22 protein-coding genes are annotated in these 24,690 nt (G+C 65.2%); 9 read left to right on the plus strand and 13 right to left on the minus strand.

Annotated elements, in window-relative coordinates; all coding sequences use genetic code 11:
- Positions 1-214: 214 nt before the first annotated feature.
- Together ACQY4T_RS13675 and ACQY4T_RS13680 are read right to left on the minus strand one after the other, a co-directional pair.
- Positions 215-649, minus strand: coding sequence for a hypothetical protein (locus ACQY4T_RS13675; protein WP_428531172.1), 435 nt, complete (start codon positions 647-649; stop codon positions 215-217).
- A 176-nt stretch (positions 650-825) separates the two neighbouring features.
- Positions 826-1,992, minus strand: a complete 1,167-nt coding sequence (locus ACQY4T_RS13680) for an acyl-CoA dehydrogenase family protein (protein WP_428531175.1) — start codon at positions 1,990-1,992, stop codon at positions 826-828.
- A 173-nt stretch (positions 1,993-2,165) separates the two neighbouring features.
- Here ACQY4T_RS13680 and pdxH point away from each other — a divergent pair, with 173 nt between their 5' ends.
- Both pdxH and ACQY4T_RS13690 read left to right on the plus strand, forming a co-directional pair.
- Complete coding sequence (gene pdxH / locus ACQY4T_RS13685; protein WP_428531178.1) at positions 2,166-2,756, plus strand: pyridoxamine 5'-phosphate oxidase; 591 nt, start codon at positions 2,166-2,168, stop codon at positions 2,754-2,756.
- A gap of 291 nt (positions 2,757-3,047) precedes the next feature.
- A complete protein-coding gene (locus ACQY4T_RS13690; RefSeq protein WP_428531181.1) occupies positions 3,048-3,914 on the plus strand; it encodes a universal stress protein in 867 nt (288 codons plus the stop codon).
- Positions 3,915-4,069: 155 nt separating this feature from the next.
- On the opposite strand, the gene ACQY4T_RS13695 is transcribed toward ACQY4T_RS13690, so the two are convergent.
- The 3 genes from ACQY4T_RS13695 to ACQY4T_RS13705 form a co-directional block, all read right to left on the minus strand.
- Entirely contained in the window at positions 4,070-4,981 is a 912-nt protein-coding gene (locus tag ACQY4T_RS13695) for a tyrosine recombinase XerC (protein WP_428531184.1), read from the minus strand.
- 109 nt (positions 4,982-5,090) lie between these two features.
- Positions 5,091-5,972 (minus strand): TauD/TfdA dioxygenase family protein, encoded by an 882-nt coding sequence (locus ACQY4T_RS13700; protein ID WP_428531187.1) that lies wholly within the window; start codon positions 5,970-5,972, stop codon positions 5,091-5,093.
- Positions 5,973-6,175: 203 nt separating this feature from the next.
- Positions 6,176-7,510 (minus strand): MFS transporter, encoded by a 1,335-nt coding sequence (locus ACQY4T_RS13705; RefSeq protein ID WP_428531190.1) that lies wholly within the window; start codon positions 7,508-7,510, stop codon positions 6,176-6,178.
- A gap of 163 nt (positions 7,511-7,673) precedes the next feature.
- Here ACQY4T_RS13705 and ACQY4T_RS13710 point away from each other — a divergent pair, with 163 nt between their 5' ends.
- Complete coding sequence (locus tag ACQY4T_RS13710) at positions 7,674-7,769, plus strand: hypothetical protein (RefSeq protein ID WP_428542870.1); 96 nt, start codon at positions 7,674-7,676, stop codon at positions 7,767-7,769.
- Between the two features lie 617 nt (positions 7,770-8,386).
- On the opposite strand, the gene ACQY4T_RS13715 is transcribed toward ACQY4T_RS13710, so the two are convergent.
- The 4 genes from ACQY4T_RS13715 to ACQY4T_RS13730 all read right to left on the minus strand — a co-directional run bounded on the left by ACQY4T_RS13715 (position 8,387) and on the right by ACQY4T_RS13730 (position 12,289).
- A complete protein-coding gene (locus ACQY4T_RS13715; RefSeq protein ID WP_428531193.1) occupies positions 8,387-10,018 on the minus strand; it encodes a CTP synthase in 1,632 nt (543 codons plus the stop codon).
- 253 nt (positions 10,019-10,271) lie between these two features.
- Positions 10,272-10,625 (minus strand): preprotein translocase subunit SecG, encoded by a 354-nt coding sequence (gene secG, locus ACQY4T_RS13720; RefSeq protein WP_428531196.1) that lies wholly within the window; start codon positions 10,623-10,625, stop codon positions 10,272-10,274.
- A gap of 280 nt (positions 10,626-10,905) precedes the next feature.
- The gene (gene tpiA / locus ACQY4T_RS13725) at positions 10,906-11,643 is read right to left on the minus strand and encodes a triose-phosphate isomerase (protein ID WP_428531199.1); all 738 of its coding nucleotides are present in this window, start codon (positions 11,641-11,643) and stop codon (positions 10,906-10,908) included.
- A gap of 274 nt (positions 11,644-11,917) precedes the next feature.
- Positions 11,918-12,289 carry a hypothetical protein gene (locus ACQY4T_RS13730; protein ID WP_428531202.1) on the minus strand — a complete coding sequence of 124 codons (372 nt, stop codon included), beginning with the start codon at positions 12,287-12,289 and terminating at the stop codon, positions 11,918-11,920.
- 271 nt (positions 12,290-12,560) lie between these two features.
- On the opposite strand from ACQY4T_RS13730, the gene ACQY4T_RS13735 reads away from it, so the two are divergent.
- From ACQY4T_RS13735 to ACQY4T_RS13760, 6 genes are all read left to right on the plus strand, one after another.
- On the plus strand, positions 12,561-14,060 hold the full coding sequence (locus ACQY4T_RS13735; protein WP_428531205.1) for a flavin-containing monooxygenase: 1,500 nt from the start codon (positions 12,561-12,563) through the stop codon (positions 14,058-14,060).
- A 106-nt stretch (positions 14,061-14,166) separates the two neighbouring features.
- Positions 14,167-14,634 carry a hypothetical protein gene (locus ACQY4T_RS13740; protein WP_428531208.1) on the plus strand — a complete coding sequence of 156 codons (468 nt, stop codon included), beginning with the start codon at positions 14,167-14,169 and terminating at the stop codon, positions 14,632-14,634.
- Between the two features lie 208 nt (positions 14,635-14,842).
- Positions 14,843-16,768: a peptidyl-prolyl cis-trans isomerase gene (locus ACQY4T_RS13745; RefSeq protein WP_428531211.1), complete on the plus strand. Its 1,926-nt coding sequence runs from the start codon at positions 14,843-14,845 to the stop codon at positions 16,766-16,768.
- 27 nt (positions 16,769-16,795) lie between these two features.
- Positions 16,796-18,328 (plus strand): anthranilate synthase component I, encoded by a 1,533-nt coding sequence (gene trpE / locus ACQY4T_RS13750; protein WP_428531214.1) that lies wholly within the window; start codon positions 16,796-16,798, stop codon positions 18,326-18,328.
- Positions 18,329-18,604: 276 nt separating this feature from the next.
- Positions 18,605-19,390 carry a hypothetical protein gene (locus ACQY4T_RS13755; protein WP_428531217.1) on the plus strand — a complete coding sequence of 262 codons (786 nt, stop codon included), beginning with the start codon at positions 18,605-18,607 and terminating at the stop codon, positions 19,388-19,390.
- A 340-nt stretch (positions 19,391-19,730) separates the two neighbouring features.
- On the plus strand, positions 19,731-20,171 hold the full coding sequence (locus ACQY4T_RS13760; RefSeq protein ID WP_428531220.1) for a GNAT family N-acetyltransferase: 441 nt from the start codon (positions 19,731-19,733) through the stop codon (positions 20,169-20,171).
- Between the two features lie 13 nt (positions 20,172-20,184).
- On the opposite strand, the gene ACQY4T_RS13765 is transcribed toward ACQY4T_RS13760, so the two are convergent.
- The 4 genes from ACQY4T_RS13765 to ACQY4T_RS13780 all read right to left on the minus strand — a co-directional run bounded on the left by ACQY4T_RS13765 (position 20,185) and on the right by ACQY4T_RS13780 (position 24,649).
- Complete coding sequence (locus tag ACQY4T_RS13765; RefSeq protein WP_428531223.1) at positions 20,185-21,108, minus strand: efflux RND transporter periplasmic adaptor subunit; 924 nt, start codon at positions 21,106-21,108, stop codon at positions 20,185-20,187.
- Between the two features lie 13 nt (positions 21,109-21,121).
- Positions 21,122-21,316, minus strand: coding sequence for a DUF1656 domain-containing protein (locus ACQY4T_RS13770; RefSeq protein ID WP_428531226.1), 195 nt, complete (start codon positions 21,314-21,316; stop codon positions 21,122-21,124).
- Between the two features lies 1 nt (position 21,317).
- Positions 21,318-23,336: an FUSC family protein gene (locus tag ACQY4T_RS13775; protein WP_428531229.1), complete on the minus strand. Its 2,019-nt coding sequence runs from the start codon at positions 23,334-23,336 to the stop codon at positions 21,318-21,320.
- Between the two features lie 119 nt (positions 23,337-23,455).
- Positions 23,456-24,649 carry a glycosyltransferase family 4 protein gene (locus tag ACQY4T_RS13780; RefSeq protein ID WP_428531232.1) on the minus strand — a complete coding sequence of 398 codons (1,194 nt, stop codon included), beginning with the start codon at positions 24,647-24,649 and terminating at the stop codon, positions 23,456-23,458.
- Positions 24,650-24,690: the final 41 nt, after the last annotated feature.

Genomic DNA, 24,690 nt, shown 5'->3' on the forward strand with positions numbered 1-24,690 from the left:
GATACTGACGTTAACGGATTTAGGCTCGATCGCAAACTGGACCGGCATCCCGCCGGACAGGTCGTAATCCGCGAGGCTGGCGGTTTCGACAAAGTCCTGCGCCTGCTTAACGCTCCCGAGGGTCGTGATTTCTTCCTCACGGCTGTTGATCTCCTCCCGATGCGCGCCGCCAGTTGTGATGGGCCCGACATACCGTTACTCTGGCGCAGTGCAGCTATGACCGGTATTCGGACGGTATCGGCAGGTTGTTCGCAGGGTTGGTGTCGTGCCTGGATATCCCCGTGACCAAGTTGCCGCCAAGGAGGACCTGCAGGTCAGCTTCGAGCGCGTCCGCCGCCTTTTTTGGGTAGACTTCCGCCTCAGAGACACGAACCGAAAAGGTCTTGATGTGCTTCGCACGCTTCGCCGTGTCCTCGACAGTTGCCTTCGTCCACTTGTAGAGCGGGAAGTGTTCAGGGCCCTCCCTCTCGGCTTCCGCGACATAGCTTTGAAAGGCGTCAAACTGGCTCGCCAAAGTCGCGTGATGCTTGTCCAGGATCTCTGCCAGATCTCGGAACGTTGGATTGTTGCGATCGCTTCGCGCTAAATCAGCCATTTCGTCCGATAAATAGACCCGAAGTTGATAGTGCCATTGTTCATTCATGCGCATCCCCACTGGCTGTCATGCTATCTTCGGCAACCGAACCGATTTGATATCGGCAAAGCATATTTGAGCCCTGGGCGAGCAAAAAGGCTCGGCATCACTACGTGGGCGGATGATCACAGCACAACGGCCGCTCGCGGGCTCAACATCTGGCGAGCTTCCACGCCCCGCGCCACCTGGCCTCAATAACTCCGCGGCAACTCCAGAACATGCTCCGCCAGATACGACAGAATCAAATTCGTGCTGATCGGCGCCACCTGATAAAGCCGGGTCTCCCGGAACTTCCGTTCGATGTCGTATTCCTCGGCGAACCCGAACCCGCCATGGGTCTGGATGCAGGCCTCCCCCGCCGCCCATGACGCCTCGGCCGCCAATAGCTTCGCCATGTTGGCCTCCTCGCCCGGCGTCTCGCCGGCTTCGAACTTTTCACATCCCGCCTGCACCATCAATTCCGCCGCCCGCATCTGCGCATACGCCCGCGCCAGCGGGAACTGGATGCCCTGGTTCTGACCGATCGGGCGGCCAAAAACCTGCCGCTCCCGCGCGTAGTCCGACGCCTTGCGCAGAAACCACTTGGCGTCGCCGATGCACTCCGCCGCGATCAGCAGCCGTTCGGCGTTCATCCCGTCCAGGATGTAGCGGAAGCCGCGCCCCTCGACGCCGATCAGGTTGGCCGCCGGGATCACCATGTTGTCGAAGAACAGCTCGGTGGTGTTGTGATTCATCATCGTGCGGATCGGCCGGATCGTCAGTCCGTGGCCAAGTGCCGCTCGCATGTCCACGATGAACGTCGACAGTCCCTCGGTGCGCTTGGCCGCCTGGTCCTTCGGCGTCGTCCGGGCCAGCAGCAGCATCAGGTCGGAGTGTTCGGCGCGGCTGGTCCACACCTTCTGGCCATTGACCACGTAATGATCGCCGTCCCTGCGGGCAAACGTCCGCAACGAGGTCGTATCGGTCCCGCTGGTCGGCTCGGTCACACCGAAAGCCTGCAGCCGCAATTCGCCGGTCGCGATCTTCGGCAGGTAGGTCTGCTTCTGCTCGTCGGTGCCGTGCCGCAGGATGGTGCCCATGATATACATCTGCGCATGGCAGGCGGCGGCATTGCCGCCCTCGGCCTGCACCGTCTCCAGGATCGCCGCGGCGGCCGACAGCGGCAGTCCGGCGCCGCCATACTGCTCCGGAATCAGCGCCCCCAGATAGCCGGCTTCGGTCAGCGCATGCACGAAATCGGTCGGATAGCCGCGCTCCTGGTCCAGCTTCCGCCAATACTCGCCAGAGAACCGGCTGCACAGCTTGCGGACCTCCTCGCGGATCTCCGCGTGCGGGTCGGGGTGCAGGGTCTCTCTCATGGCGTTCTCCGGGACCAGGCTGTCATGGTTATGTTGTTTGCCACTGGTCCGCCAACTTGCAAGGGCCAACTTGCAAGCAAAGGCCGGCGCCCAAACTCCGATGGGGCGCTTGTCGGGTGACCGGAACATGCTGTTATCGGCACCAGCACTGCTCCGCTTAGAAGGACTGCGTTATGCCGGCAATGTTAGCGACCTCCCCGTTCGAACAGTTTCAGGCCTGGATGGCGGAGGCGGAAAACTCTGAACCGAATGACCCGAACGCCATGGCCCTCGCCACCAGTACGCCGGACGGTCGCCCGTCGCTGCGCGCCGTGTTGCTCAAGGGTCTCGATCAGCGCGGCTTCGTTTTCTACACCAACAAGGAAAGCCGCAAAGGCGACGAACTCGCCGCCAACCCCAACGCCGCACTGCTGTTTCACTGGAAGTCGCTGGGCCGGCAGATCCGCATCGAGGGCAAGGTGGAACACGTCACCGACGCCGAAGCCGACGCCTACTACGCCACCAGGGCACGCAATTCCCGGCTTGGCGCTTGGGCATCGCAGCAGTCACGCAAGCTGGCCGACCGCGCCGTCCTGGAACGCCGCCTCGCCGAGGCCGAACAGCGCTTTGCCGATGACATTCCGCGGCCGCGTTATTGGTCCGGCTATCGGGTCCTGCCCCATCGGTTCGAGTTCTGGCAGGACATGCCGTTCCGATTGCATGACCGCACCGTTTACCTACGGTCGGCGGCCCAGGACTGGGAACAAACCAAGCTCTTCCCCTGAAGTTCTCCCCAAGTTCCCCCCAAGTTCCCGCAAGCCTCCCCCCGGCGCTTCCCCGAAGCTTGATGTTTGCGATGCCGAACACACTTGCAACGCCGGCGCAAACCTGCCTTGCTCCGCGGCGTGCTCATACTGACAGTGCAGCCTGAAACGCTCTGATTTTGCTTCATCGCATGGTTCACGCACGGGAAAATTTCGTCTGGAAACTCCGCCGGGAAAGGTAAGATTCCACTCGGAAAATCCCGTTAGGCGCGATCATGCCCTGGCCGCAACACCTGACAAAAGGAGCTGACCATGGCCATACGCAAGCTACTGCTGCCGCTGACCGGGACCGCGGCTGGCGAAGCCGCACTGGCGTCCGCGCTGACGATTGCCCGCGCATGGAACGCCCACGTGACCGCGTTGCACGTCCGCGTCGATAGCCGCGATGTCGCCCCGCTGGCCGGTGAAGGCCTATCCGGCGCAATGATTGAGGAAATGATGTCGGCCACCGAAAAAGAAAGCAACGACCGCGCCCATGCCGTCCGCTCGATGTTTGACCGTTTCGTTGGCCGCCATGACGTCCTGGTGCAGGAAGCCCACCCAGGCGCTGATCACGCCACCGCCAGCTTCGCCGCGGTGACCGGGCGGGAGGAAGACATCGTCGCCCAGCAGGCTCGCCTCGCCGATCTGACCGTGGTGCCGCATCCGGACGCCGGGGAGGACGTTTCATCGTCCGATGCGCTGCACGCCGTGCTGTTCGACTCCGGCCGCGCGGTGCTGATCGCGCCCCAAATCGCGCCGCCCAAGATCGGCACCAGGGTCTGCCTCGCCTGGAACGGCACCGCCGAGTCGGCATCCTCGGTGCAGGCGGCGTTACCTTGGATGAAGCGCGCCGAAGGCGTCGCGATCCTGTCGGCGGACGGTTACCAGCGGCGCGGACCCGGTGCGGCTGACCTCGCCGCCTATCTCGGGCTGCATCAGGTGCATGCCGAGATCGTTACCTTCCGCGCCGCCGGCGGCTCGGTCGGAGCAGGGTTGCTGGGCGCCGCCGCCGAGTTTGGTTGCGACTTGTTGTCGATGGGGGCGTATTCCCATTCCCGGCTTCGACAACTCATTCTAGGCGGCGTAACCCGGCACGTGCTGGAGCATTCCAAGCTGCCGGTAATGATGAACCGATAGAGCGCGTTCGTCCGAGTTTGGCGCTATCGGGGCGGCAAATTGGGCGTGAAATCGCCCCCTCGTCGCCAACTCTTGCCGGCTGCGCAGTCAGCCGGCCAACGCCCTTGCGCGGCCGCGCCGTGCGGGCCGCCCCTACGCCCCGCGCCACTCCCACACTATCCGCGCGGATGCGTCTTACGCCAAACCGCCAGCAGCGCGGTGTCATCCACCGCGATATAGCGCTGCGTGGTCGACAGGCTGGCATGGCCGAGCAGATCCTGGATCGAGCGCAGGTCGCTGCCGCCGGCCAACAGATGTGTCGCGAACGAATGTCGCAGCGCGTGCGGCGTCGCGTGCTCCGGCAGTCCGGCGCGGCGGCGATACGTCCGCAACACCCTCTGCGCCATCGCCGGGTCAAGCCGTTTGCCGCGCGCACCCACGAACAGCGGGCTGTCCGGGCGTCGATCCGGATGCAGCCTCAACCAGTCCTCGATCGCCGCCCGCACCAGCGGCAACACCGGCACGATGCGGGTCTTCGCCCCCTTACCGATCACCGTGACCGACAGGCTGGCACGCAACGCGACCGCATCGGCGACATTCAGTCCCAGCGCCTCGCCGATGCGCAGCCCGCTGCCATACAGCAGCGAGAACAGCCCAATGTCGCGCGCTTGCGTTGCCGGCGCGTCCGACACCTCCCCCACATGGTCTACCACCTCCCGAGCTTGCGGGATGCTCAGCGCTCGGGGCAAGGCAGGGCGGCCGCGGGCGGTGGAGACCAGGCGCACCGCAGTGATCTCGACCCCGAACCGGCGACTTAGGTAGCGGACAAAGCTGCGCAGCGCCGACAAATGCTGGGCCCGTGATGAGGCGGCCAAGCCATCGTTTGCCAGCCGCGCCAGCCAGGCCCGGATGTCGGCCGGGCGCAGCTCGGCCAGCGTGGCCAGATCAGCCTCTCCGCCCAGATGCCCAGTCAGAAAGCCAAGAAAACCGGCCAGCGCATGACCATAGGCCTCAACCGTATTGGCTGCGGCGTGCCGTTCCTGCTCCAGCCACGACAGGAATCCAACCCGAGCCGCTTCCGCGGCCATTGCCGGGATCACCCCCTGTGGAGGGGACCTTTGTTGCAAGTCCTTGGCCGAACGGCGGCGCATCAGGATAAGCCCGGCCCCGGGCGTGCCGACACAAGCGCCGCCGACGTCAAACCGGCTTGTCGCCCGCCACCGTCACGCGGAACCCAGACCGCGTGTGCGGCCAGTAATCCCACATCGCGCGGTGCTGCACACAACGGTTGTCCCAGAACGCCACCGAGTTCTCCTGCCAACGGAACCGACACTGAAACAGCGGGTTCTCGGCATGATCGTAGAGATACGCCAGGATCGCCGCGCCCTCATCGCGCGGCACGCCCACCAGCCGCTTGGTGAAGCCGCGATTGACATATAGCGCCTTGCGCCCGGTCACGGGGTGCGTCCGGATCACCGGATGTTCCGCCCTCGGATACACCGGCTTATCGGCAACCCCGGCGTTCTTGTAGGTGCCGCGATAGGCCTCCTCGCCATCATGCACCGCCACCATGCCGTCGAGGTACTGCTTCATCCGCTCCGATAACGCCTCGTAGGCGGCATACATGCCGGCGAACAGCGTATCCCCGCCGTGCGGCGGACACTGCTTGATATACAGGATACTTCCCATCGGCGGTTCCGGATCGCAGGAAACGTCGCTGTGCCAGCCTTCCCCGTTGGCCCGAGGACTGTCCTTGTTGGCGTGGATGATCATCAGTTCCGGATGACCCGCTGCATGAGGCGCGGCGGGATGCAGATGCAGGCTGCCGAAGTTGCGGCCGAACGACAGATGCTGTTGCTCGGTCAGACGCTGATCACGAAAGAAGATCACGCTGTTTTCGGCCAGCGCCCGGTGGATCTCGTCCATTTGGTGATTCGGCGGCGGAGCGGACAGATCGGCCCCGCCGACCACCGCGCCAATGATCGGCGTCAACTTGTCGATGGTGATGGTCTCGTACGGCGCCGCCTCATCCACCAGGTGACGATAGCGGGGACCATTGTTGCCGCGCAGCGCGCTCATGCCTGAAGCCTTTCCCGGTCGACGTCGCCCCGGATCATCGGCCCGCCGCCGGCGGATCGCAAGCCGCTCGAACTGCCTCGAAGAGCAACCATACGGTTGCATATCGCCGGATCGCCACCGGATCCAACCTTGGCCGATATCGTTTGTCCCAAAGCGGACCTCTCGGTGGGCGAACCCATCGGCCGCCGTCGCCTGGCCAGGGGTCAAACACCAGACTCCTGCGCCGCCCCCCTACTGGAGACCCGTCCCGGAACCAGACGCACCTCGCGCGGTGCCGCGATCCAGATCGCCGCCGCGGAAACCGCGCAGCACGCGATCGCCAGCAAAAACGCCAGGCGGTAGCTTCCAGTCGCGTCATGCACGGCGCCCGCTGTCCAGGGTCCAGCCGCACCGCCGCCGACCAGAGCGACGGTAATGGCGCCAAAGATCGAGCCGAAGTGCGGGCCCTCAAAAATCTCCACCACGATCGGCCCCATCACCGAGGTCGCCGCGTATCCGAAAAACCCTTGCGACCCGACCATCAAGTAAAGCAGCGGGTTTGAAGGAGCGTGCTCCAGCGCGATCAGTGCAGCGTAGCAGACCGCGAAACCACAACACGCGGCGGTCCACACCCACTCCCGCCCGACGCGGTCCGACAACGCCCCCAGGCCGATTTGACCAGGAATCGCGACGACACTGATAATGCCCAGCGACCACGCCGCGACCAACGGTTTGAAACCGATCTCGATAAGATACTGCGTCTGGTGCACCTGGATGCAGTACCAGGCGAACAGTGCGCAGAAATAGGCCAGCGCGATCCACCAGAATCGCCCGGTGCGCATCGCCCGCGCCAGCGTCCAGTCAACCGCGGCCCAGGCCGGATCGACCACGTTCGACCTCACGCCCGACCGCGTCGCTTCCGCCCTACGCGACGCGCCATCCGCCAACAGCCCGATATCCTCCGGTCCGCGCCGCACCAGTAGGTTCAACGGACCAGCGACCAGCAGCACCAGAAGCCCCATCACCCAGCACGATGTCCGCCAGCCGTCGCGGCCAATGATCGTCTGCAGCCAGGGCAGCAAGACGATCGCGCCAACCCCGGCGCCGGAAAATGCGATGCTGATCGCCAGGCCGCGGCGGCGTACGAACCAGTTCGGCAGGAACTGCGAATGCGCCGTATAGGTCGTCAGATTTGCCCCGGCACTGACCAGGACACCGAGCGTGGCATAAAGTTGCCATGGCTTTTCGATCGTCGATGCCAGGATCAGCCCGCTGCTCATCAGGCACACGCCGCTGCCAATGACGATCCGGGGACCGTGCCGGTCCATCACCCGGCCAAAGATCGGGCTCGATACCGCCGAGATCAGGAAGCCGAAGGAAAACGCGCCGGCTACAAGACCGCGGTCCCAACCGAACTCCGCGATCAGCGGAGGCAATAGGAGGGAAAACGCGGTGCGCGCGGTGACCGCGACCGCCATCGTGGCGAAGGCAATGCCGATGACTACCCAACCGTAGTAGAACGGCAACCGCGACGACCAGTGACGTTGCGCGCCTTCCATCCGATATCCCCATCCGCGGGCCGCCCGATGCTGAGCCGCCCGTGCAATCCCACTGCTTTTAAGGTCCGATCAACCACATGCCAGCCAGCCAGGTCCAGCTTTCCCTCTCGAGACCCTACGATGTCATCGTCGCCGGCGGCGGGAGCGCCGGGTTGCCGCGGCGATCGGGGCCGCCCGCGCCGGCGCCCGCACTGCCCTCGTCGAAGCGACCGGCCGCCTGGGTGGAGCGTCCACCAGTCCACCATCCGCAATCTGCTGACCTATTATGGCCTCTATACGCTCGGCACCGAAACCCGTCAGGCGGTGCGCGGCGTGGCCGAGGAGGTCGTTCCGGCAAATCACCTGGAGCGAACCCCGGTCGATGGTAACGTGGCGCTCGGCGCCTGGGGCGTGCAGTGGCACGACCGAACCAACTACGCCAGCAGCTTCGCCCCGCCGCCCGACGACGCAGCCTACGAATTTCCGCTGCGCCGCCTGATCAGCAAGGCACCCCCAACCTGTTCGCCGCCGGCCGCACCGCCGATGGCGATCGGCGAGCCGGCGCAGCCTGCGCTTCATGGTATGGAATTCGCGACCGGGCAGGCGGCCGGTGTCGCCGCCGCTTGGTTGGCCGACCGGCGTGGTTCGGGCAACAGACGTGCGGTCGCTGCTGAGACGGCAGGGGGCATTGATCGACAAGGCCGATCTGGGGCCGATGCCTGTGCTGGAACCATCCCCTCGTGGCCAGGACTCGGCACGTTACGCGGCGCTGGTCGCGGGCCCGCAACTCGGTGCCGTTGGCGTGCGGACGCAGGAAGTAGGCGGCCCACTGAAACAAACAGCCCGTGGAGCAAGAATGACATTAGCCCGCGAGTAGCGAACGTCAGACTCGAAAAACTACACCAGCCGCGCCTGACGCACCGCGGCGGCAATGAAATCGGCGAATAGCGGGTGCGGCGCGAACGGCTTGGACTTCAGCTCCGGATGATACTGCACGCCGATGAACCATGGGTGGCCGGGCAGCTCGATGATCTCGGGCAGGATGCCGTCCGGCGACATACCGGAGAACTGCAGCCCGGTTGCCTCCAGTGACGCGCGGAAGTTGACGTTGACCTCATAGCGGTGGCGATGGCGTTCCTCGATCACTGCGGCGCCGGCGTAAATTGCCCGCACCAGGCTGCCATCGCGCAGCACCGCCGGATACGCCCCCAGCCGCATCGTCCCGCCCTTAGCGTCACGCTCGGTTCGCCGCTCGATCTGGTTGCCGCGTGCCCATTCGGTCAGCAAACCGACCACCGGCCGGTCGCACCGACCGAACTCGGTGGACGACGCATCTTCCATCCCGGCAAGGTTTCGCGCCGCCTCGATCACCGCCATCTGCATGCCGAAGCAGATGCCGAAGAACGGCACCTTGTGCTCACGCGCGAAACGGACCGCCTCGATCTTGCCGGGGGTGCCGCGCTCGCCGAACCCGCCGGGCACCAGGATGCCGTGCACGTCCTGCAGGCGCTGCACGCTACCGGGTCGTTCGAAAATCTCGCTGTCCACCCATTCCAGCCGGACCTTGACGCGGTTGGCGATGCCGCCGTGCGCCAGCGCCTCCGACAGCGACTTATAGCTGTCGAGCAGATTGGTGTATTTCCCCACCACCGCGATGCGAACCTCGCCCTCCGGGGTGCTAATCTTGTCGACGATGTTGCGCCATCGGGACAAATCCGGTTCGGCCTCGAGGCCGAGACCGAAATGGCGCAGCACTTCGCGGTCCAGGCCTTCGTCGTGGTAGGCGATCGGGACCTGGTAGATGGTCGCGACATCCAGCGCCGGAATCACCGCCTCGGGGCGGACGTTGCAGAACAGCGCGATCTTGCGCCGCTCATTGTCGGGGATCGGCCGGTCGCAGCGGCACAGCAGCATATGCGGCTGGATGCCGACATTCAGCAGTTCCTTCACCGAGTGCTGCGTCGGCTTGGTCTTCAGCTCGCCAGCCGATGGGATATACGGCACCAGGGTCAGGTGGACGAACATCGCCGCCAGCGGTCCCAGCTCGTTGCCCAACTGACGGATGGCTTCCAGGAACGGCAGGCTTTCAATGTCGCCGACGGTGCCGCCGATCTCCACCAGCACGAAGTCGACCGCTTTGGAGTCACGCAGCACCACGTCCTTGATCGCGTCGGTGATGTGGGGGATCACCTGCACCGTGGCGCCGAGGTAGTCGCCGCGCCGCTCCCGCGCGATCACGTCCTGGTAAATCCTCCCGGTCGTGGCGTTGTCCAACTGGGTGGCGTGAACGCCGGTAAAGCGCTCGTAGTGCCCAAGGTCGAGGTCGGTCTCGGCGCCGTCATCGGTGACGAATACCTCGCCGTGCTGATAGGGGCTCATGGTGCCCGGGTCGACGTTAAGGTAGGGATCGAGCTTGCGCAGCTTGACGGTGAAGCCGCGGGCCTGCAGCAGCGCACCCAGCGCCGCCGCGGCAATTCCTTTTCCCAGGGAAGAGACCACGCCGCCTGTAACAAATACATATCGCGTCATGGGCGCCCATCATACCGAACCGAATCGGGCTTGGGGAAGCCCGGTGATGAGCGGTGCGGAATTGATGCCGGCGGTGGCAATCGGTTATGAGTAGGATAAACGTGATTTCCACGGCGCCGCGACCCGGCGGTTTCCGCGGAGCAGCGCTGTAGCAGAACATACGCTTGAGCCGCAACGACCACAGCGGGGAGTCGACAGCTTGATCGCGGCTTCGGCGGAACGATCCAGGCCCCAGTCCGCGAAGCCGGTGCGATCAGTTGGTCGGTGCGGACGGCCCCGCCGGCGCGGCTGGCGGCGGCTTTGTGGTGCCCGGGCCGGGCGCCGGAGCGGGAGTGGTGGCAGCAGGGGTGTCGAGGATCGAGCGTGTGGAAGACCCCGAGGTGCCGCGGTTGAGCAGCGCCAGGGTCAGCGACAGCCCCATGAAAATCACCGCCAGGATCGCCGTGGCACGGGTTAGCAGGTTGGCGGTGCCGCGTCCGGACATGAACGATCCCATGCCCTGCGAACTGCCGATGCCGAGCCCACCGCCCTCGGAGCGCTGGATCAACACGACGCCGATCAGCGCCAGGGTTACGAACAAATGGATGATCAGCAAAACTGTGCTCAACGCGCGGGACTTTCTGACGGACCTGGCCCGCGGATCGGGCCATCAAATTGGGGTCTGTATCCTATCCAGTGGTCCCGAGCCTGAAGTTCGCCATATCGGGCGAACATCAGTCTGGCGACGCCAGCTCTTTGTTTTCAGTGGCCTGCTGATCCCATGCGTCCACCGCATAAGGCGACGGGCCTCTGGGACAGGACACCAGATACACGCGGGCCAATAGTCCTGGTGGCGGCCCCCGGTGACGCCGACCGGTCGCCGGCCGAACGCCCGCCGGCTGCGCCTCTTAGCCCGCCCGGGCGGCGCGGGCAATCTCCAGGAACTCCCGCGGATCGAGGCTCGACCCGCCGACCAGCGCGCCGCCGACGTTGTCCACCGCCAGCAGCGACTTTGCGTTGGCCGGTTTGACGGAACCGCCGTAGAGGATACGGATGGCCTGCCCTGGGTCACCGAACTGGCGGACCAACTCCTCACGAATGAAGGCGTGCATGATGGCGACGACTTCCTCGGTTGCCGTCTTGCCGGTGCCGATCGCCCAGATCGGCTCGTAGGCAAGCACGCCGGTGAACGGCTTCGGCAGGCTGCCGGCGAGCTGCCAGCCGACGGCCTCGGTTTCCGCGCCGCCGGCGCGTTGGTCGGTGGTTTCGCCGACGCAGACGATCGGGGTCAGGCCGGCCTCGACCGCGGCCACGGTTTTTTCGCGCACCAGTTCATCGGTTTCGCCGTGGTTCATCCGGCGTTCGGAGTGGCCAAGAATGACCCAGGTAGCGCCGAGATCGCGCAGCATCGGCGCGGCGATGTCGCCGGTGTGGGCACCTTGGGGCGCCTGATGGCAATTTTGCCCGCCGACCGCGACGCTGCTGCCGTGCAACGCCTGGGCGACCGCGGCCAGGTGCAAGGCGGTCGGGCAGACCAGCAGTTCGGCGACGATGCCCTGGGCGCCGGCGGCAATCCCCTGCGCCAGCGCCACCGCCTCGGCCGCGAGGCAGTGCATCTTCCAGTTCCCGGCAATCAGTTGTGGCACCGAGGGATCTCCATTGCTTGCATAGGCCGTCAGCGCGCCCACCGGCTGATCTTACCATTCGGCAACGCTCTAGTTATTTGTTTTGTCGTGCAATTCACGCGCTTTGCAGGCTCCCGCCGGCACACTTATGCTTTAGCTCAGTGGTCATGAGCGTCAAGTGAGCACCCGGGCCCTGCACCCGGACGCTGTTGATCGGCCACGGCGCGGTGGGCGTCCACTATGGGGGTTGGGGATATTTGCTGACCGGGGGCGCCCGGCAACGAGAGGTTTCAGATCAACTGACCGCGCCAGTCTTCGAGGCGATGCGCAACAACAGCCAAAGCGCCGGCACACCAAAGGTCACAAGACTTGCGATAATCAGGTTGACCCGCAACGTCAGCACGCGCAGGTCCGCGCGCAGCGAAGCGAACTCAGACCGGTATTCCTGCCGCGTGGCATCGAACTCAGATTTGTATTCCTGACGCATGGCAGCCGAGGCGGCCTGGTTTTCCTGCCGCATGGTAGCGAACTCAGACTTGTACTCCTGCCGCATGACAACGAACTGCGGCTCCAGCGTCGCCATTGCTTCGGCTGCCCTGGTAGCCTTTTCCTCGGCTACCCCGATGCTGCGCAGCGCGTCATAGATTTCAACCACCATGGTGGCCATATATCGTTGGTCCCGGTTCAGAACAGCTTCTACGTAGGCGGTCCATATCGCTCTGGCAACCGCTGTTGCCCGAGCCCGTATGAGAGGCCCTCAAGACACCTGCTTGCGGGGCGCCAGCCGAGACTGAATGGTGACCAATAAACCCCGACCAGCAACGCCCGCTCTGCCGGGGATCGCTCGGTTGTCGAACCTTCGGCAAAAACCCTATCATCGGCAGATTGATGGCCGCCGACGGCCGCCCGACGCCAACAGACGGAAACCACCCCACGCCATGACCAAGACAGCACCGCTCATCCGGCCGGTCCAGCAGACCGAGCACTTCGACGTCCTGATCGTGGGCGCCGGCATTTCTGGGGTCGGCGCAGCCTATCACCTGACCCGGCAATGTCCGGCCAAAGGTTTCGTCGTGCTGGAGGCGTTGGACAATTTCGGCGGCACCTGGTGGACCCATCGCTATCCCGGCATCCGCTCCGACAGCGACCTTCACACCTTCGGCTATCGCTTCAAGCCGTGGACCAGCGCCCCGATCGCAACCGCCGCCGAAATCCGCGCCTACATGGGCGAGGTCATCGGGGAAAACGACCTGGCCCGACATATCCGCTACCGGCATAAGATCACCAGCGCCAGTTGGTCCAGCGCAGACGACCTCTGGACGCTCGAGGCCACCAGGACGGATGCCGACCAGGGGGTGCGGTTCACCGCGAACTTCCTCTGGATGTGCCAGGGCTACTACCGGCACTCGGTCGGCTATACGCCCGAGTGGCCGGGCATGGCCGACTTTCGCGGCCGGATCGTTCACCCGCAGTCCTGGCCCGATGACCTCGACTACAAGGGCAAGCAGGTGGTGGTGATCGGATCAGGCGCCACGGCGGCGACGCTGGTGCCGGCGATCGCCGAGGACTCCGCCCACGTCACCATGCTGCAGCGCTCGCCGACCTATTTCCGCACCGGACGCAACGCCATCGCGCTGGCCGAGGAACTACGCGACCTCGGCATCGAGGAAGCCTGGATCCACGAGATCGTGCGGCGCAAGATCCTGCACGACCAGGACGTGTTCACCCGCCGCTCGTTCAGCGAACCCGAGCTGGTGAAGCGCGAGCTGCTTTCGGCGGTGCGCGCCGAGCTCGGCCCGGATTACGACGTCGCGTCGCACTTCACCCCAAGCTACCGGCCGTGGCGGCAGCGCATCGCCTTCGTGCCGGACGCCGATCTGTTCAAGCGCATCAGCGCCGGCAAGGCGTCGGTCGTCACCGACGAGATCGAACGCTTTACCGAGACCGGCATTCAACTGAAATCGGGCCAGGCGCTGGCCGCCGACATCATTGTCACCGCGACCGGCTTTCACCTCAACGTGCTGGGCGACATCGCATTCAGCATCGACGGCGACCCGCTCGTGTTCTCCGATACTGTGACCTATCGCGGCATGATGTTCACCGGGGTGCCCAACATGGCCTGGGTGTTCGGCTATTTCCGCGCCAGTTGGACCTTGCGGGCGGATCTGGTGGGCGATTTCGTCTGCCGGCTGCTTAATCACATGCAGGCCAAGGGAGTGCGCAGGGTGACACCGGCGCTGCGACCGGAAGACCGCGCGATGCCGTTGTTGCCTTGGATCGATCCGGAGAACTTCAATCCCGGATACATCATGCGCGGCATGCACCTGCTGCCGAAACGCGGCGACAAGCCCGAGTGGCAGCACACCCAGGACTATTGGACAGAAAAGGATGAGTTTCCCGCGATCGATCTGGACGGCGGGATATTCGTGTACGCCTGATCAGTCGGTTCAGGCCAGCCCTGGTACTGAGGCGCGAACCCTTGATCCGTCTATTTTGTAGCCTGATTCGCGCACTCTGAGCATCTGCTCGGAACGGTCCTGCTCCATGCGGCAAAAGCCGCAGCTGAATCGGTCGTTTGATGAAAATGACGCATTTGTGACTCGTCGTCAGCGTGCCCACAACCTTGGTATTGCCTTGAGCGGCGGTTATCACGATGGCGAGGCGCGGCGGTGCTTCGTCCGGAGCGCCGGACAAAATGGCGAGGCCGCCCTCGCACGGGAGGTGACAATGGAATCCGAACGCCTGCGACAACGGGTCTTGCGAGCGACTCTTTGCCAAGTCGAACGCGGACTATTTCACATCAACTACCGCACCGATAGCGTCGCCGCCGAGGTGCACGATTTGCCGCGATACCAGCTTGGCACCAGCGGCTCCGAGGCCAAGCGCCGGATCGAACGGACGGCTCGCAAGTGCGGCTTTTCGAGCGTGCTATGGGATGACGCGATGGCAGTCACGGCCCCGCTCGCCGGCGCCGAGGTTACCACCGTGGCCGGCTTAACCGCCGGCGACTGATAGTCGGGGCCGGCCCTCGCTCGACGCGGCCGCGGGATCGCGCTTGGCAGAACCTGCAAAAACGCTAGCGGCGCAAAACGAAGGCTGAAGTTCGCCCACTGTGGCGAACTTCAGGGTCCTTATGCTCAGTCCGCGAATACCCTGTCCTTGCGGCCAAAGGCGCCGTATACGCAGCCCCGGTTTCCCACTTCCGGGCCTGTTTCGTCGCATGATCTCCCTGTTCCGCCGCTTCACCGAGTCCTGGATCGCCCGGATATTCTTCGTCATCATGGCGGTTTCGTTCGTCGGCTGGGGCATCAGCGGCGATCTCTTCCGGATGATGGGTCCGCCAAGCTGGATCGCCAAGGTCGGCGATCAGACCATCGAAGTCCCCGCTTTCCAGGCCGAATACCAGCGGGCAATGGCGCAGCGGTCCCGAACACTGCCGCCAGGCCAGGAGGCAACCGCCGATCTGCGCCGCCAGGTTGGCCAGCAAACGCTGGATCGGATGGTCGCCCAGGCCGCCCTCGCGGTGGAGTTGCGTGATCTGCGGGTGGTGACACCGGACGACGCGCTGGCCGCGGTGGTTCGCTCGATGCCGGCGTTCCAGGGGTCCGACGGCAAGTTCAACCACGCCGTCTTCACCCAGGTGCTGCAGAACAATGGCTACAGCGAGGCTCGTTTTCTGCAGCAGATGCGCGCCGATATCGCCCAGCAGCAATTGCTCTCGGCCGTCAGTGGGTCGGTGGCCGCGCCCGATACCGAGGTGAAGCCGCTCTACGAGAGCGAATACGAAAAGCGCTCGGCTGATACCGCGCTGTTTCCGCTCTCCGCCGCGCCCGAACCGGCGGCTCCTGACCAGGCCGCGCTGCAGGCCTGGTACAAGAACCACCCCAAAAGCTATACCACCCCGGAGTTCCGCCGGATCAAGGCAATCGAACTATCGCCGCAGTCGCTCGGGTCGCAGATCAGCGTCACCGACCAGGAACTGCACGCCGCCTACGACGAGCGCAAGGCGGACTATCAGAAGCCCGAGACGCGGTCGGCCGAAGTGATCTCGGCGCCGGATCAGGCCAAAGCCCAGGCGCTGGCCGCACAGTGGCGTGGCGCGCCCGCCGGCGCGGCGGGTTGGGCGGCAATCGGCACAGCGGCGAAGGCCGCGGGCGCGTCGGCGATCACCCAGGACGACGCGACCGAGGTGCAGTTTCCCGATCCCGACCTGGCAAAATCAGTGTTCTCGGCAACCGCAAATACCGTTTCCGAACCGGTGAAGGGACAGCTTGGCTGGTTCGTGGTCAAGGTAACCAAGATCACCGCCGGAGTGACGACGACGTTCGATCAGGCGAAGGACGCCCTGCTGACCCGGCTGCGCGCCGCGAAAGCCGCCGACCTGATGTATGATCGAGCTAACAAGCTGGATCAGTTGCTGGGCAACGGCACCAGTCTTGACGACCTGCCCGGCGATCTGGGGCTGATCGGGGTGGCCGGAACGATGGACGCGAAAGGCGACACGGAAACCGGCTCAGCGGCGCCGGTCCCGGGCCCTCCCGAGTTGAAAGCGACAATGGTCGCCGCCGCGTTCCAGGCCCACCAGGGTGATCCGCTGCAGTTGACCGAGGTGCAGACCCCGTCCACCGGCGGGTCGGCATATTACGCGCTGGCGGTGGACAACATCATTCCCACCGGCCGCAAGCCGTTCGACGCGGTCAAGCAGGCCGTCGCCGAGGACTGGAAGCAGGACCAGCGACGGCAAATCGAAAACCACGCGGCAACCGCGATGATGACCGCGGTAAAGGGGGGCAAGTCATTTTCCGACGCCGCGACGGTCGCTGGCGTCACCCCGAAGCTCAGCCCGCTGGTGACCCGCGATCAACCCGATCCCAACGTCGCCCCGGAACTGCAACGCGCTCTGTTCAGCCTGAAAAAGGGCGAGGCGACGGTGGTCGAACTGCCGGAGGGATTCCTCGTCGCCCAACTGGCCGAAGTGGTGCAGCCGGATCCGGCCACCGACAAGGCCGGTTATGACCAGGCCCGCGCCGCGGTCAGCCAATCGATCGGCAACGACATGGTCAACGTCTTCGTCGCCGCCTTGCGCCAGCGAGCCAGTCCGCGGATCAATCAGCAAGGCTTCGACGGTGTTGTCCAAGCGCAGTAACGGCAGGCGCGATAAGGGAGTGATGCCATGAACCTTTCGCTCACCCCTGGGATCGCCGCCTTCCGGCTGGCCTACCAGGCCGGACGCGGCAGTCTGGTGTGGCGCAAGACGGTGGCCGACCTGGAAACGCCGGTGGCGGCGTTCCTGAAGCTGGCGCACGGCCAACCCAATTCGTTTCTGCTGGAGAGCGTGGAAGGCGGCGCCGCGCGTGGGCGATACTCGATCATCGGCATGCAACCGGACCTGGTGTGGCGTTGTCAGGACGGCCGCGCCTCAGTCAATCGCCACGCGCTGTCGGCGCCGCACGCCTTCACCGCCGAGACCAAGGCGCCGCTCGACAGCCTGCGCTCGGTGATCGCTGAATCCCAGTTGGAGGTGCCCCCGCACATGCCGCCGATGGCCGGCGGGCTGGTCGGCTATCTGGGCTATGACATGGTGCGCCAGATCGAGTCTCTTCCGGCGAAGAACCGCGATGTCATAGGCGTCCCGGAGGGCATCATGCTGCGCCCCACCCTGTTGGCGATCTTCGATAACGTCAACGACGAACTGACCGTAGTGACGCCGGTCTATCCGGCCGGCGACGTCTCGGCCGAGCTGGCTTGGAAGCGCGCCATGGGCCGCCTCAATGCCGCCGAGGCAGCGCTGGACCGCCCGTTGCCCCACCAGCCGCCGCCGGTCATGCTACCCGACCCGCCGGCACCGGGGTCCAATTTCTCCAAGGCCGACTTCATCGCTGGAGTGGCCCGGTGCAAGGAATACATCGCCGCCGGCGACGCGTTCCAGATCGTGCTGTCGCAGCGCTTCAGCGTGCCGTTCGCGCTGCCCGCGTTCTCGTTGTACCGCGCGCTCCGCCGGATCAATCCGGCACCGTTCCTGTTCTACCTGGACTTCGGCGGGTTCTCCATCGTCGGCTCGTCGCCCGAGGTTCTGGTGCGGCTGCGCGACGGGATCGTCACCGTGCGCCCGCTCGCCGGCACCCGCCGACGCGGCGCCAACCACGAGGAAGACCAGGCGCTGGAGGCCGAACTGCTGGCCGACCCGAAGGAGCGCGCCGAACACCTGATGCTGCTCGACCTCGGCCGCAACGATGTCGGGCGGGTGGCGGCGGTCGGTTCGGTCAAGGTGACCGAGAGCTTCATCGTCGAACGCTTCAGCCACGTGATGCATATCTCGTCCAACGTGGAGGGCCGGCTGCGCCGGGGACTGGACGCGCTGGACGCGCTGGCCGGCGGCTTCCCGGCCGGCACGCTGTCCGGCGCGCCCAAGGTGCGGGCGATGCAGATCATCGAGGAGCTGGAGCCCGACCGGCGCAACATCTACGCCGGATGCATCGGCTACTTCGCGGCCAACGGAACGATGGATACCTGCATCGGGCTGCGCACCGCTTTGGTCAAGGACGGCATGATGTACGTCCAGGCCGGCGCCGGCGTCGTCGCCGACTCGGTGGCCGAGGCTGAATACGAGGAATGTCAACAAAAGGCGCGCGCACTGGTGCGGGCGGCGGAAGAGGCCGTGCGCTTCGCCGCCGGCAAAGCCGGGGGAAACGCCACCGGCGACTGAACGCTCGGGTATGGCGACGCGTCGGCGCGCCGATCTTCAGGAGGGAAGATGTTGGGTAGCGCCGACCTGCGACGATTCATCGAACACGGCTTCTTCCGGATCCCGCAAGCCTTCCCGCGGCAAATTGCCAACCGGCTGCGTAGCGCGCTGTGGCATGCTGCCGGTTGTGCCCCTGACGAACCCGGCGAGCTGGAACCGACCGGTAATCCGTCTGGGACCAGCGCCTGATCGGCACGGTGCACGGCCGCTGGTGTCCCCGAGGCCGCCAACACCGCCATGCTGTATCAGGCATTCGGTAGCCTGGTGGGGCAGGGGCGGTGGCAGCCTCGGATAGATGTCGGCAACTTCGTGATCGCCCTCGCCGGCCGACCCCGGCGAGGATGGCACGTCGATCTCAGCTTTCCCGGTGACACCGGCGGTGCTGCACTGGACGATTATTTCACATGGCGGGACAATGTCAGGTCACGCGGTCGCGCCTTGCTGATGCTTTTCCTGTTTTCCGACGTTGGCCAAGACGATGCGCCGACACGGATCCGCGTCGGCTCGCATTTTCCCATGGCACGGCTGTTGGATACGGCCGGAAAAGCCGGGATCGGTCAAATGCCGCTCCGCGATGTGGGCAATCAGTGTGAGGTCGCCTTGGCCATCGGCGAAGCAGCTGCCGTGTATCTGTATCACCCTTTCCTGATCCACGCGGCACAGAAGCACCGTGGCCGAACCGCGCGATTCGTCTCCCCGCCGCCGCTCGGGACGGCCGTTCCGTTGCGTCTGCAACGATCCGATAGCACATACTCGCCGGTCGAGATTGCTATTCGGGCAGCGCTGCGAGCTTCGCCTAGCCGATCGCTGAATACGAGGTGGCGGCCGTGCGACGCCCTTGCGATCCTCGGCATCGTGGCCGATTTCTTGGCACCGCTGCCGAGTCATCGTTGTCGGGTGTCGGCGGCAGATATTGCCGCGCCACGCGTCCGGCTCAAGACTGTCGTTCGAGCCGATCCGGCACCCGGCTGCGTGAAGCCAGACCAGACATGGAGGACCAACGATGCCATTCTACGAACATAACGAAGTCCGTATCCACTAGCATCACTGATTCCATCGCCACGGCATATGGATGGGCCGGGACGTCATCCGGCAACACCAGCACGGGGGTCTGGCAGGCGCGGACGAAATCACGCGATACGGTCATTACGAAGTCGGGGTCGGTGCGGTACATCCTGGTCAGGAAAGCCTCGACTGGCGCCGAACTCCGAAGTCAGCCTGTTTCCCTGGAAGGACCCGAAGGACCGGATTCCCGTGGTGGTACGCCAGGTGCGGTCGTTCCTGCGAGCACACGGACCAGCAGCCGGGGGCCAGGCCTGAATTCGCGCCAGCCGGCGCCGAAAACCTCCGATGGAGGTTTGTCGTGATCTTGCCCCCTGGCCTGCGCCTCGACATCGAGGACGACCCGATAGAAGCCGACATCGAGGTCCTGCCGCGCGAGCTGGAGAACTTCAACGAAATCCGCTGGCCGCGACATCAGCCTTGGAAACCGCTCGGCGTCTTCGTGCGGGATGCCCAGCGCGTCGTCGCCGGACTTGCGGGAGAAACCTACGGTGGTTGGCTGTTCGTCCGATACCTGTGGGTGACCGAGGAACTGCGCGGCCAAGGGTTTGGGCGTCGGCTATTGGGTGCGGGCGAAGATCGCGCGCTCGACCGCGGATGCCACTCCGCCTGGCTCGATACGTTCAGCTTTCAGGCTTCCGATTTCTACTTGAAGCTTGGTTATCAGGTCTTCGCAGAACTTGATTGGTCCGAGGACCACAAGCGCATTTTCTTGCGCAAGAAGTTGATTCCAAGCATTTGACTACCAGCCGTCATCACCGGGAAAACAGCCCGGAAATGATCCCGTGCGTCGTCCCCGGCCCGTCCGTCGCACGCGCTCCTACCGTCACCGTCGCGGTCTCGCCGGCCGCCAGCAACACACCCCCGGGTACTTCGTCGATGTGGATACGCACCGGAATCCGTTGCGCCAGCCGAACCCAGGTGAACACCGGACTGACCGACGCAAGACCCAGCGTGCCAGGATCATAGTTCGGCGAACTGATGCCCCGGGCGATGCTGTCGACATGGCCCTGCAGCGGCGCATCGAACCCCATCAGCCCGATCGCCGCCGGATCGCCGATATGGATGTTATGCAGCTTGGTCTCCTCGAAATACGCCGCCACCCAGAAACTGTCGCTATCCAAAATGGAAATGTTGCGGGTCCCCTTGGTCGCATAGTCGCCCAGGTGCAGCAATAGATTGGAGACATACCCGTTCACCGGCGAAACCACCTTGGTGCGCTGCAGGTTGATCCGCGCTTGCGACAGATTGGCCATCGAGGATGCGAAAGCCGCCTGCGCCACATCTGCATTGGTGGTGTAGGTCTGTCTCTCCTCCACCGAGGTGGTCAAGGTTCCCAACTGCTTGCGCCGCTCGGCCTCGGTATTGGCGTTCTGCAGACTGGCCTGTTTGCTCTGATAATCCGACTGTGCCGCGGCAAGCGCCACCTGGTAATCGAAAGGGTCGATCTCGTAAAGAAAATCACCCTTGTGCACGAACTGGTTGTCGCCGACCGAGAGCGTGATGATCCGGCCCGACACCTCCGGTGCGATGTTCACCACATTGGCCTGCACCTGGCCGTCCCGCGTCCACGGCCCGACCAGATAGTGGTTCCACATCCAGACCCCACCTGATGCCGCGCACACCAGGATGAGCAGGGTGATGAAAACCCGAATGACGCGTTGCCCCGACCTGAACATGCAACCATTCGCCTCAGAACAACATGACCAAAAGCGACAGGATGCAGATATACAGTCCTGTCTCGGCAAGCGGTGTGTGCCATGACCAGCGCGCGAAATGCAGCCGCACCAGGATCGGGCGCAACAGCACGTAGATGACCAGCGCGACCAGCATGTAGGCCAGGATCGGTGCCATGAAGACGCCGCCGATGTTGGTCTCTTTCCACATCTCAGGACCCCAGCGGCAATCCAGCAAGACGCAGCAGGCATCGCGCCCGCGGCATTAGCAGGGCCGCCCCATATAAGCCCGACGCAGCCTGTATGGCGCCAGGGAAGGCCGCGGGCGCGTCGGCCGACCCGAGCGCCGAACCGGGCGCTCGCGCGGCGGCCAGCAACGCAGCCCCGGCGGCATGCAGTGCCCGACCCGATGGCCGCAGCAGCGCTGCGCGAGCGCGCGCCACCTCGCCGGCCAGGGCTGGGGCCTCGCTCAGGGTGGCATCCAGTGCGTCGACGGTCCTGCTGAGCGTGGCGCTGAATGCGCCCAAATCGTGAATCCGCGACAGCAGGTCAAGCCGAGCCGGCGTCCGCCGCCCCAACCATAACAGAGCCGCGGCAAACCTGTCGTACTGCAACGACAGCATCTGCACCCGATCCAATCGATGCCGCCGCCGCAACGTCCGGCGCACATCGCGCACCGCCGCGTTGGTCACCCGGAACAGCCGACGCGGCGGAGACACCGGCAGGATCACCGCGAACCCCACGATGACCGCCAGAACCGACCCCACCATCTCCAGCGCGATATTGAAGAACGACGTAAGGTCGTAGTTCGGCGGGTTTGCCGGGGCCAGCATCAAGGCATACCAGATCAACATCCCGGTGCTGGGGCCCGCTCCCAGATTCGGATGACGCGCCAGTGCGCAAGCGACCAGCGCAAACGGCGCCACCGCCAGCACGAACAGCTCGAAATCGCCCGTCTGCGGCAACAGCAGGAACTCCACCAATCCGCCGGCAACGATCGCCAGCGGGAATTGGAAACCGAACAGCATCGCTGCCCGGGTCGGATCGGGCTGCATCCCCAGCAACGCCACCACGGCCGAGATCTGCACCAACAGGAACGTTGCGCCGCCCCAATTGCCGTAAATGCAGAACAACGCCGCCAACCCCACCACGATCGCGGTTCGCGTCGCGTTCAGCGCGGCGCCGACAAGATCCGGCTGGCTGGGCAACCGCACTCGCCGCAGCGGCGCCCGCCCGTCCGTCAGCGCACCCAGCCCGTCCAGCGCAAAGCCATGCTGCGCCACCAGTTCGTCCAAGCGCTCCAGCAGGAACACCTTTTCAATCTGCGGCGACCCATCGGCCAACAGATCAAGGCGCGGACGATCGGCGGCGGGATTGCGCAGTGCCTCGATCGTCCGGCCAATGGCCAGCCGCACTGTCTCGTCTGACTCCACCCGCGCCAGTCCAGCCCTGATGGCGTGGCCGGCGGATGCCATCCCAAGCAGACCCCCGATCGCGCTGCGTGCACCGGCCGCACGCGCCCGCCCGGCCGGCAGTTCGCCGGCGACGAAGGTGGCCTGAGTGCGCAGCGCCAGCACCGCGGTCGCCCACTGCGCCTGGTCGGTAACCGACATGGTCGCCGCATCGCCCCGCAAGCTACCAATGACCCGCTCGGTCGTCTCGTCGATCAACTGCTGCAACTGCCGGGTGAGGGCCTGCCACGCATCGGCGCGCCCGAACATTCCGTTCACCAGTGCCAGGCTGCAAACCCCGACCAGGATCGCCGCGATCCGGTCCAGCGCCGTCAGGAAAACGTTCTGCGGCAGGTCAATGTCGGTGATCGCGACAATCGCCAACGTATAGCCAGCCAACGTGGCACCGTAGGCGCGAAAATCTTTCAGCAAGGACGCGACGAAACTGCAGCCGGCCAGCCACAGCGTGAACACGATCAGCATCATGCTCCGGTCCTGGCCGAACAGTGCCGTGACGATCACCGCGACCACGCCCCCGATCAGCGTGCCGGCCACCCGATACAGCGCCTTGGACATCGTTCCGCCGAACTGCGGCTGAGCCACGATCGCCACGCAGATACCGGCGGTCGATGCGCTGGATAGCTGGATCCAGAAACAGAAATAGTATGCCAGCATCAGCGCCAGCGTCGTCCGCACGGCAAACCCCACCGTGTCCGGCGGAAACCCGCCCGGCAATTCCAACCATGGTTCGGCCGGCTGCGCCGTGGCAGAGGCGGACATCGACGACGCTCCGTGGTTTCACCCGCGGCATAAAGCACGATCGTCGGCAGCCTGAAAATGGCCCAACCCCGCCAGTTCCGGCCCTGGCAAACGCCCAACCATCACACCGTAGCGAGCAATTAACCGACCGGCGCCGACCGCAACCCCCCAACCACCCGTCGGAACAGCGCCAACTGACCGGCCGTCGTCTCATCCCAACTGAACGGCTCCGCATACGCCCGCGTCGCCGCCCGCTCGGGCAGCGCGGCAAACAGCCGGCCCACGCCCTCGGCGATCCCATCGGGCGTATTCGGCTGGTAGATCACCCCCGCCGCTGGCGCCCGAACGACTTCGGGGTTGCCCCAGATATCGGCGGCGACCACTGGCGTGCCGCACGCCATCGACTCCAGCAGCACGTTCGCCCAGCCCTCGCGCGATGATGCCAGCACCGAGGCATCCGCCGCCCCGTAAAGCGCCGCCAACGTTCGGTGCGGCCGCGACCCGAGCAGCCGCACCCGGCCCCCGAGACCCAACTTGGCGATCAGCCCCGCCAGCCGAACCCGCTCCGGTCCTTCGCCGACGATCATCAGCGCAAAGTCCGGCAGGCGCCGCATCGCCTCGATCGTGCGGTGATGACCCTTGCGCTCGATCAGCGCGCCGACCGAGATCAGCGTCGGTCCGGTCAATCCCAACACCGCGCGCGCTGCGGCGCGATCCTCGGGTGGACGAAACAGGTCGGTCTCCACCCCATTGCGCAGCACGGTCACCTTGTCATCCGGGGCACCAAGCTCGACCAGCGCCGCCTTCAGCGCGGCGCTGACCGCGATTAGCGCCGAGGCGTCGCGGATCGCCGCCTCGATCAGCCGCCGAGGCTGGCGGTAGCGTGGGATCAAGTTCACGTCGGTGCCGCGCGCCGTCATCACCACCGGCAGGCCGAACCGCCGTCCAAGCCAGGTGGCGGCCACGCCGTCGGGATAAACGTAGTGCGCATCGATCAGGTCAAAGCGATGGCCCGACGCCAGGAGGCGCGCCACTTGCGGCACCATCGCCCGGTATAGCAGCCAGGGTGCCCCCGCCATGCCCAGCTTCGGGATCACCGGAAACCGCGGATGCCGGATTGCGATGCCATGCCGCTCCTCCGCGGCCGGCGCCGCGGCGTTCAGCGCCCAGTCGCCAAACCCCTTCCATCCGCTGGGGAACCAGGGCACCGGCGCCAGCACGGTGCTGCTGGCCTGACCGCTCGCCAACAGGTGACGCAACCGGTTCTCCACGAAAATCCCGTGGTTCGGCCTGGCCGCGTGCGGGAACAGCGTGGAGAACGTCAAAAGCCGCACCGGCCTCATACCAACCCCCACCGCGGCCCCGCACCCATCAT

This window comes from Rhodopila sp. (genome assembly GCF_965277825.1).
In the GTDB taxonomy this organism is placed as follows: Bacteria; Pseudomonadota; Alphaproteobacteria; order Acetobacterales; family Acetobacteraceae; genus Rhodopila.

What these genes read in the sequence shown, in the direction of transcription:
- ACQY4T_RS13770 (WP_428531226.1), bottom strand. Translation starts at nt 21,316, where the DNA reads ATGTGGAAAGAGACCAACATCGGCGGCGTCTTCATGGCACCGATCCTG.
- ACQY4T_RS13700 (WP_428531187.1), bottom strand. Translation starts at nt 5,972, where the DNA reads ATGAGCGCGCTGCGCGGCAACAATGGTCCCCGCTATCGTCACCTGGTG.
- pdxH (WP_428531178.1), top strand. Translation starts at nt 2,166, where the DNA reads ATGCCGGCAATGTTAGCGACCTCCCCGTTCGAACAGTTTCAGGCCTGG.
- ACQY4T_RS13695 (WP_428531184.1), bottom strand. Translation starts at nt 4,981, where the DNA reads ATGGCCGCGGAAGCGGCTCGGGTTGGATTCCTGTCGTGGCTGGAGCAG.
- ACQY4T_RS13775 (WP_428531229.1), bottom strand. Translation starts at nt 23,336, where the DNA reads ATGTCCGCCTCTGCCACGGCGCAGCCGGCCGAACCATGGTTGGAATTG.
- ACQY4T_RS13745 (WP_428531211.1), top strand. Translation starts at nt 14,843, where the DNA reads ATGATCTCCCTGTTCCGCCGCTTCACCGAGTCCTGGATCGCCCGGATA.
- ACQY4T_RS13730 (WP_428531202.1), bottom strand. Translation starts at nt 12,289, where the DNA reads ATGGCCACCATGGTGGTTGAAATCTATGACGCGCTGCGCAGCATCGGG.
- ACQY4T_RS13755 (WP_428531217.1), top strand. Translation starts at nt 18,605, where the DNA reads ATGCTGTATCAGGCATTCGGTAGCCTGGTGGGGCAGGGGCGGTGGCAG.
- ACQY4T_RS13705 (WP_428531190.1), bottom strand. Translation starts at nt 7,510, where the DNA reads ATGGAAGGCGCGCAACGTCACTGGTCGTCGCGGTTGCCGTTCTACTAC.
- ACQY4T_RS13735 (WP_428531205.1), top strand. Translation starts at nt 12,561, where the DNA reads ATGACCAAGACAGCACCGCTCATCCGGCCGGTCCAGCAGACCGAGCAC.
- ACQY4T_RS13740 (WP_428531208.1), top strand. Translation starts at nt 14,167, where the DNA reads ATGCGGCAAAAGCCGCAGCTGAATCGGTCGTTTGATGAAAATGACGCA.
- ACQY4T_RS13680 (WP_428531175.1), bottom strand. Translation starts at nt 1,992, where the DNA reads ATGAGAGAGACCCTGCACCCCGACCCGCACGCGGAGATCCGCGAGGAG.
- ACQY4T_RS13675 (WP_428531172.1), bottom strand. Translation starts at nt 649, where the DNA reads ATGCGCATGAATGAACAATGGCACTATCAACTTCGGGTCTATTTATCG.
- ACQY4T_RS13715 (WP_428531193.1), bottom strand. Translation starts at nt 10,018, where the DNA reads ATGACGCGATATGTATTTGTTACAGGCGGCGTGGTCTCTTCCCTGGGA.
- trpE (WP_428531214.1), top strand. Translation starts at nt 16,796, where the DNA reads ATGAACCTTTCGCTCACCCCTGGGATCGCCGCCTTCCGGCTGGCCTAC.
- ACQY4T_RS13765 (WP_428531223.1), bottom strand. Translation starts at nt 21,108, where the DNA reads ATGTTCAGGTCGGGGCAACGCGTCATTCGGGTTTTCATCACCCTGCTC.
- ACQY4T_RS13690 (WP_428531181.1), top strand. Translation starts at nt 3,048, where the DNA reads ATGGCCATACGCAAGCTACTGCTGCCGCTGACCGGGACCGCGGCTGGC.